Annotated in this window: 8 protein-coding genes; 1 reads left to right on the top strand and 7 read right to left on the bottom strand. The window is 37.0% G+C overall.

Going from position 1 to position 8,514, the window contains the following annotated elements; translation table 11 throughout:
* From ACOVO2_RS17975 to ACOVO2_RS17950, 6 genes are all read right to left on the bottom strand, one after another.
* On the bottom strand, positions 1–959 hold a 959-nt coding region (locus ACOVO2_RS17975), incomplete at its 3' end, for a hypothetical protein (RefSeq protein WP_421771308.1).
* Between the two features lie 12 nt (positions 960–971).
* Complete coding sequence (locus ACOVO2_RS17970; RefSeq protein ID WP_421771307.1) at positions 972–1,916, bottom strand: ParA family protein; 945 nt, start codon at positions 1,914–1,916, stop codon at positions 972–974.
* A gap of 88 nt (positions 1,917–2,004) precedes the next feature.
* Positions 2,005–2,988: a replication initiation protein gene (locus tag ACOVO2_RS17965; RefSeq protein ID WP_421771306.1), complete on the bottom strand. Its 984-nt coding sequence runs from the start codon at positions 2,986–2,988 to the stop codon at positions 2,005–2,007.
* 774 nt (positions 2,989–3,762) lie between these two features.
* Positions 3,763–4,311: a hypothetical protein gene (locus ACOVO2_RS17960; RefSeq protein WP_421771305.1), complete on the bottom strand. Its 549-nt coding sequence runs from the start codon at positions 4,309–4,311 to the stop codon at positions 3,763–3,765.
* A 14-nt stretch (positions 4,312–4,325) separates the two neighbouring features.
* Complete coding sequence (locus ACOVO2_RS17955; protein WP_421771304.1) at positions 4,326–5,162, bottom strand: DUF2306 domain-containing protein; 837 nt, start codon at positions 5,160–5,162, stop codon at positions 4,326–4,328.
* A 189-nt stretch (positions 5,163–5,351) separates the two neighbouring features.
* A complete protein-coding gene (locus ACOVO2_RS17950) occupies positions 5,352–5,933 on the bottom strand; it encodes a Crp/Fnr family transcriptional regulator (protein WP_421771303.1) in 582 nt (193 codons plus the stop codon).
* Positions 5,934–6,217: 284 nt separating this feature from the next.
* Here ACOVO2_RS17950 and ACOVO2_RS17945 point away from each other — a divergent pair, with 284 nt between their 5' ends.
* Positions 6,218–7,408 (top strand): ATP-binding protein, encoded by a 1,191-nt coding sequence (locus tag ACOVO2_RS17945; RefSeq protein ID WP_421771302.1) that lies wholly within the window; start codon positions 6,218–6,220, stop codon positions 7,406–7,408.
* A 114-nt stretch (positions 7,409–7,522) separates the two neighbouring features.
* Here ACOVO2_RS17945 and ACOVO2_RS17940 read toward each other — a convergent pair.
* The coding region (locus ACOVO2_RS17940; protein ID WP_421771301.1) for an SDR family NAD(P)-dependent oxidoreductase at positions 7,523–8,514 on the bottom strand (992 nt) is incomplete at its 5' end.

Below are 8,514 nucleotides of genomic sequence, written 5' to 3'. Positions count from 1 at the left end.
AATATTTCGTTTATCAATTTATCACAATCTTCGGGTGTTGCTATACTTTTGGCTAAATTGATGATTTTATCTTGAGCTTTATTCTTGATTATCGGCGTTTCTGCTTTTGGTGTAGCCGTTACAGAAGTTTTAGTTAGTAATTTATCAAGCAACTCCCCTACTTTGCTGCTATCTTTCTGTTTGCCAATTTCAATAATATCGGCTTTATTCAATAATGACTTCCCTTGTAAAACCTCATTTTTTAATTCATTCGGTAATAAATCTAAGCCTTTGGCAAAATCGGCGTCTCGTCTGATGGTCTTTTCACCTACATTAAATTGCTCGGCTAACTGCTCTGATAAAGATACTTTTTTTACCGTCTGGTCATTTTGACCACTCGGTAAATGACCAGCATTTTGAGCATCATTTTCGGGTGTTTCGGCAATCAAATTTACCGTCTGGTCATTTTGACCACTCGGTAAAACTTCGGCTAAAAATTTACCACTTTTATCTCGCTGAACTTCATTTTTTTTGAGGGAATTATACTTCAATCCACGCAGATACGACATTTGTTCGGGCGATAGATTCCGACGCCCCAACTGATGGTCAATCATAAAATCATAGACTTTATCGAAAGTCGGAAACTCGACGATGATTATTTTAAAATCAATGCCGTACTGTTGGCATATTTCGTAACGATTGTGTCCATCAATCAGCACATAACAAAGCTCCTCGGGCGATGCAGCTTGTGGGTCAATGATTTCTCTGGTCGTTTCCCAGACTGTAAGAGCATCTTTACAGCCAAATTCTATAATATTCTGCTCCAACTGTTGTTTTTCTTCGACCGAAAGTGCAGGAATAAATTTCTTTATGTTTTCGAGTATGATTAACTCTTTTTTTATTTTCTCGGTCTGTGAATACATGGCTGGTGGAGTAGCCATTTTTGTATTCACCATTGCTGTCATAAAATTCTTTGCCATCTTTCTGGGTCATTAAATGGTGAAAAACTCTTTGGCTAATTCGGCATATTGCTGAGCAACTGGCGATTTGGGCGAATACGAAAAAATATCTCGCTGAGCAACCTGCGACTGCTGAATGATAGTGGCTCGCTCAATAAATACATTAAAAATAGGCACGTGTTTGTATTCTTTTTTCACGTAATCAATCATTTGCTTATGCACGAGGGTATTTTCGGTCACCATCGTAAACAAAATACCTTTTACAATCAATGTTGGGTTCGATTCTTCTCTCACTTCGTAGATACGATTGAAAAGACTATCGACACCGTAAAGAGCCGATGCTTCGGGTTGTAGCGGAATGATGCAGAGGTCAGAAGCAACCAAGGCATTGGTCGTAAAAATATTGAGTGCTGGCGGACAATCAATGATGATAAAATCAAACTGTTCGCTGACCTTTTGAAGACGATTTTTAAGTCTTTTTTCGTTGCCTATCGAATTGATTAATTCGAGTTCTCGATAAGCCATTCGGATATTCGACGGAGCCAAAAACAAATTTTCTTCTAATGCTAAAATCGGGAGTTCTTCTTTGCCGAGCATGGCATCAATTACCTGTGTTTCGGTATTATGCACGCCGCAGCACTGCGAAGTATTACCTTGGGAGTCGAAATCAACTAATAAAACTTTAAAGCCAGAAATAGCCAATGCCTTGCCCAAGTTGATAGTGGTAGTAGTTTTGCCCACACCACCTTTATGATTTACGATTGAGATAATTTTTGCTTTCGAAAAAAGTGCATCGGCATATCCGTACTCTCGTAAAATTGGCTCTACCAATTGGCAATGTTTTTCATTAAGTTTTAATGTTCCATTATAAGCTTTGAGTAGAGTTCGGGCAGGAAGGCCCGCTTCTTTTTCGATTTGAGAAAGATTTAATGCCGGTTTTTGCTTTAAAAATTTTAGGATTTTTTCGGGTGTAAGCATCGTTGAGATATTTTTTACAAAAAAAACATATTTTATCTCAAACCAAAAATTTTTGCACAAATTTTATCTAATCACATATAGTTTTTAACTATTTCTTCTTGGCTTTTACATTAAAACCTAAACTTTTGGCAATGTAGGCCGTCGGATTATCGACTTCTTTTCTCAAACCATTATATATTTCGCTATCAATTTTCAGAAAAATCGCCCACTTTTCGGGGTCGGCCATGATTTGGGTTTGCTGCTGGCGAGTAAACGAATAATTATTCAATAACCGCATGATGTAATCTTTTTGCTCCATCGGGGTGGCACGTTGAAACGTTTCGGCCTCGGTTGTCATGGCTTCGAGTGCCAGCTCAAATTCTGATTTGACATGAAACTCCAACTCTATGATTTTTTTTCCTTCTTTTTTTGATGGCTCATACGTGAATACAATACCTGCTTTTTCTTGTAGTTCTTTCTGAGAAGTATCCAATGCCCAACGCCTAATTTCGTTGAACGTATAATTCTCGGGGCAATTAAACATAAACTTTAGTTTTTCGACCGAATAATTAAATTTGCGTTGTTTGCGTCCCACATGAAGCATGATAATTTCGTACATACGCTGAGCGTAAATCGAGCCAAGAGATAGCATAATATCAATGCTGTATTTGGTAAAATGCTTGCCCAACTCAATAAAAAAAGGTACAACCGAACTATTCATGACCACTTGGAGATAGTCTTTTCCGTTGATTTTACGCAATAAGACCTCCGTAAATGGTACAATTAGGTGGTAATACGTATCATTGGCCGAAGAAGATACTTTATCAACAATTGTGATGCGTTTAGTAATTATTGACTCGGCAGATTTCTTGACTTTTGCATGGTTGGTATCGGTAAGCTCAGTAAACGGAATGACAAAATGGATGTTATGCCCATTCCAGTTTTTGGCCACACGCCCCAATTGATTAATAACGTTGACGACAATTTTTTTTTCTATTTCGCTAAACTCTTGCCGACTTTCAGTAATCGGATTGGGTTGATAATTATCAGGACGTTTTTCAAAACTCAATATGGGGTCTGCTTTTATCTCCATGCTGTATTATTCCGTTTGTGAGTAGCTAATAGAATTATCAAACTAGACTGTTTTATTTATTCCAAATCTCCGTTTTTGTGGGCGTATATCTATTCCAAACCTCCGTTTTTGCTCCAAAAAACTCATTCCAAATCTCCGTTTTTCTGCGTAAAAAGCTACTTTTTTAAGGAAAAAATAGCATATTTTATCAAAATAAGGCCACTATAATGCTGAGACTTTTAAAATAACCGCAACTTATTCCAAATCTCCGTTTTGTTTAGTAATTTCAATCATTAAAATGCTATCTATGAGTAAGCTTTAATGGTATCAAAAAGTAAAAAAATAAATCGAGTATCTATGATAATATACTTGTTGTAAAGCCTGTAAATACTTACTTTTCATTACTTTAATGAGATTTTGGTGCAATATATTTATAAAAACGGAGAAATAAAATCCACAACTCCGTTTTCTCGTCACAAATTTTATTCCAAACCTCCGTTTTATTTATTCCAAACCTCCGTTTTCTTACCCGAAACTTTATTCCAAACCTCCGTTTTGTTTATTCCAAACCTCCGTTTTCTCTCGACAACACACTAATAATCAATCACTTACGAGGCTCCTAAATCAATCAAATATTATATTGATAAATAACTCAAATATATGATGTTATATTTTTTAGGGTAAAAAGGAAGAAAAATTTAAAGTTATCCACAGAATTCTGCGAAAAAAATCAAAAAAAACTACCAATCAAAAAAGGGGTGAGGGGGGCGGCGGGCGAGCGGTTTTTCAGTGTGCTTATCTCCTTCCCTTATTGGCCTTTTTCAAAATAATTCGTTTCACCAATTGCCCTATCTGATGTATTACATACCCAATCAACGCCAGTATACTACCAATTCCCATCGGAAGTATTGCTCCAAATGTAAAAGTCATACCGATTACAAAACCCAATAGACATTCTGCACGATAAATTGGGTAAAATAACGATAACACAATGATACTTGGAAAAAAGTAGTCTAAAATTTCGTTGTAATCAAACGTAAAAAGAAGAGCCAACAAAATGCCATACGCAAAAGCTCCGATAAAACCATAGAGTACTCTTGACGGCAGAAAAGAGTTTTGAGAAGCCATTAGTTTCTCTCTACTTTCGATACGCAAAACCATCAACCACGTAAAAAATGGCAATAGTAAACCACCCCACCAATTTGAGATTTCGGGCAGGTCTTTTTTATTCAAAATGTGGTGGCTCGGTACACCTCCGTGTGTGTAATTCCACAGCAATAAACTCCAGATAGCCACGGAAACAATTCCTACTATTAGAAAACCAATTTTTTTAGAATATTTCATTGTTATTTTATTTATTAGATTCTTGGCAACCACAAACCCATTGTAGCCCCAAAAACACCGATTGCTGTAATGATTGTGAATAAGAGAATGATAATTGATGTAAGATAACTCAAACGCTGATTTTGGGCCTTTTTGGCATAAAAATACATTTCCAATAAAATTAATGATACAGGAATCGAATAAACGACCGTTGATAAGACCGAAAGAAATGGCCCAGAGAAGGTTTTAGGGTTGAAACCTACGGGAGCTTGATTGATAATTAGCCAAGCCATCAGACCGACTCTAAAAAACCAAACACCACTACAGACCATAAACAGACGTAAAGCCCACATTTTGTGTTTAGTAAAGTACTTTTCTCTGGCAGATTTAATGGTAAACACCGCAAAAATCACAATGTAAACCGACTGAATACTGATATTGACGTGTTGAGTCAAGTCGCCAACTGTGCCACGTGTCCAAACCATGATTAGGCCCGCCAAACTCACGATGATAGCAGTAATGACATAAACACGGCCCAACCAGCGATGAAAAGTTGGAAACTGCTCACGAATCTTTGGAATAATCTGTAAAGGCCCACCGATGACAATAATTGCTGCTAAAACTACATGAATCCCCACAATCAGGTTGCCTCTAAAGTCATTGGGTACGTAGCCTTTTGGCAAAACAGTATTCCATTTTTCAAAATTGCCAGTAAAAGTGGAAACTTGATAAACCAAAATGATGTACACACCAAAGAGCCACTGCCCGATGGTTGTAATAATGAACCAAAGTTTAGCACTGAAATCCAATAGTTTTGGATTATAATTGGCTTTTTCGGATAAATTTTGAGTAGAAGTTAGATGTTTTTGCATAAAGAATAGCTTTTTTATTTTCAAAATTAAATAGCTGCTCTTCATGCCTATTAGACAAATGTCCTATTTGGATGAGTGGTATTTTTCTGATTTAAAAGCCTTATGAGCTTATATTTTTGGTTTTATATCGAGGCTCAAAAAAAATAAATCTAAAAAAACTCTCCAAAATGCCAAATTACATTACGCTTGTTACTTCTTTTCCTTACGTATTCTGCTCAAATGTCTTTGTGTGATGCCTAAAAACGAAGCAATATAAGCCAATGGTACATTCCGAATAATGTTGGGGTTTTCTTTTACAAACTTACGATATCGGGCTTCAGCCGATAAATTAGCCATATCAAAAGCTCGTTGCTTATTTATTTCCAAACGTTTATTCAGAATCTGAACTGTATAATCTTTTTGGGTAATTCCTTGATTGGCAGCAATATCCACATCATCCCGACTAATCTGGAGAAGTTCGCAGTCGGTAATTGTATGTACTGTTTCGTTGGAAACTGTTCGATTCATGAAGTGGAAATACGATGTAAAAAATCTTGAATCTTCGTTCAAATCATTTGTGATTTCGTTGCCATCATTATCGAGGTAGAAGTTTCGCATAAATCCCGAAACAATAAAGGTATGATTCTGATGGATTGTTCCTGCCTTCTCGATAATCGTATCTTTGGGTACAAAAACGGGCTTGAATAATTTCCTGCATAAATCTTTATCGTATTCGGGCATTATTAAAATTTCCGACACATACGCAAAGAGTTTTTCGTAATAATGATTCATTTATTCGATGTTAAATAGTCAACGGTCAATAGTTGATAAATCAACTGCGAGCTAATTAGTTTATATACAACCACTTAACTCTCTCAATATTTAAATTGACAAACCAACCACAAATGAGCAGCTATTTTAGCTGTTGCCGTATAAATTTTATATGAATGGCAAAATACTAAAAATCAACGCTTTATTTTGGGTATGTAGGCCGCTGAAATATTATAAAATAGACTTTCTACATTTCATTTATTTTTAGAAAAAATCGAAAATAGATATTATATTTACCATGAAAATTGAAAATATATTTTACAGAATTCATGGATATTTCAAGAAGCGTTGAGGTGTTATTGGTCGAATATTTGACAATTTTTCCAGTTGTTGGTATTATTGGGCCACGCCAAGTGGGTAAAACTACGTTAGCTAAAAACTTGGCTAAAAAACAGCCAGTTCATTACCTTGATTTAGAGTCTTCAGCCGACCGACAGAAGCTCTCAGACCCAGTTTTGTATTTGCAAAATCACCGAGATAAACTTATCATTTTTGATGAGATACAACAAATGCCTCAATTGATGAGTGAATTACGAGGAATCATTGATGCTGATAGGCAAGTAGGTAAATTTATAATTTTGGGGTCGGCATCGCCTACTTTAATAAAAAAAAGTGCCGATTCGCTTGCTGGTAGAATCGGGTATATCGAATTGTCTGCTTTCTTGCTTAATGAGGTTGGTTTTGAAAATGAGCGAAAACTGTGGCACAGAGGTGGCTTTCCGCTTTCTTATTTGGCGGCTTCGGAGCGTGGAAGTATGATTTGGCGGAAAAATTTTATAAAAACCTACATCGAAAAAGATTTGGCTTTACTCGGGCTCACGGCCGAACCGCAAACAATAGAACGATTTTGGCGAATGCTGGCCAGCGTGCATGGAAATTTGTGGAACTCCGAAAGTATTGGTCGCTCCATGGGACTAACTCACCCAACCGTTAATAAATATTTAGATTTGATGGAAGGAGCATTTTTGGTTCGCCGCCTTCAACCCTACTTCGTGAATATCTCAAAAAGATTAGTAAAGTCTCCGAAAATATACTTACGAGATAGTGGTATCCTACATGCTTTTAAAGACATTATTCGGGAAGCTGACCTTTTGGAAGACCCACAAGTTGGGGCCTCGTGGGAAGGTTTTGTGATTGAACAAATCATTGAAGAAATGAAAATTACGCTAATCGATGCTCAAGCTTATTTTTATAGAACCCAGCAAGGTGCCGAATGCGATTTGATTATCGAGCACAGCGGCATTGTGAAGGCCGCAATCGAAATAAAGTTCAGTTCTGCACCACAAATTGGCAAAGGTTTTAGAATAACGATGGAAGATACCAAAGCCAAACATGGCTTCGTGATTGCCAAAACCAACGAAACATATAAGATTGAAGATAAAATAACGGTGACATCGCTCAGTGCTTTTTTGACTGATTTTCTGCCTAATTTGTAGATTAAATTACCTTGTAAGAGAAGAAGTTTTTGGTTGTTTTTTCTCATTAAAAAGAGTTCAGTGATACAATTAGCTTATATCATTGAACTCCTTTTTTTTGAAAATAAAGAAAAACTATCTATAAAAGCCCATCGCAACGCCACCATCAACATTGATGGCATTACCTGTTGATTTGCTTAAAAGTCCACCAACAAGGGCAAAACAAGCATTGGCAATATCAACTGGAAGAATGATTTCATTAAGCAAAGTACGTTTGGCATAATATGCTGGTAATTCCTCGACCGTAATTCCGTAAGCTTTTGCACGGCCTTCAGCCCAGCCACCTGCCCAAATATTTGAGTCAGAAATAACCGCATCTGGATTGACAGTATTGACTCTAATTTTATCTCCTCCAACTTCGGCAGCCATTAGGCGAGTTAAATGAGCTTGAGCAGCTTTTGCCGAACCATATCCTGCATTATTTGGCCCTGCAACTACCGCATTTTTCGATACAATATTCACAATATCACCTCCAAAACCTTGTTTTCTCATCACTTCGATACCCGCTTTCGATACGATGAATTGTCCTTTTACCAAAATATCATATAATCTATCCCATTCTTCGAGGCTATGCTCAGCGATAGATTTTGAGATACTGATTCCTGCATTATTTACCACAATATCAACGCCGCCAAAGGCCAAACAAGCAGCATCAAGTGCTTTTTCGGTGCTTTCGGCATCGGTGACATTTAATAGAGTAGTTGCTACGGCATCTCGTCCAAAAGTTTTGATAAATTCAGCTTTCGCACCTTCCAAACGCTCCTCATTAATGTCATTGATGATTACGCACGCACCTTCTTCGGCAAATTTCTTAGCGATTGCTTTACCAATTCCACCAGCCGAGCCTGTAATCAATGCAATGCGTCCCGAAAGTGCTTTTGGCTTTGGCATACGTTGTAATTTGGCTTCTTCCAACAACCAATATTCGATATTAAAAGCTTCTTGGCGTGGTAAAGAAGTATATTCCGAAACAGCCTCCGCTCCTTTCATTACGTTTACGGCATTAATATAATATTCTGATGCCAAACGAGCCGTTGTTTTATCTTTCGAGAAAGTGAACATTCCAA

Origin of the sequence: Emticicia sp., from assembly GCF_049241225.1 — a bacterium.
Taxonomy (GTDB): domain Bacteria; phylum Bacteroidota; class Bacteroidia; order Cytophagales; family Spirosomataceae; genus Emticicia.
The sequence above is the reverse complement of the archived record's forward strand: the minus strand, read 5'-3'. Positions and strand labels throughout refer to the sequence as shown.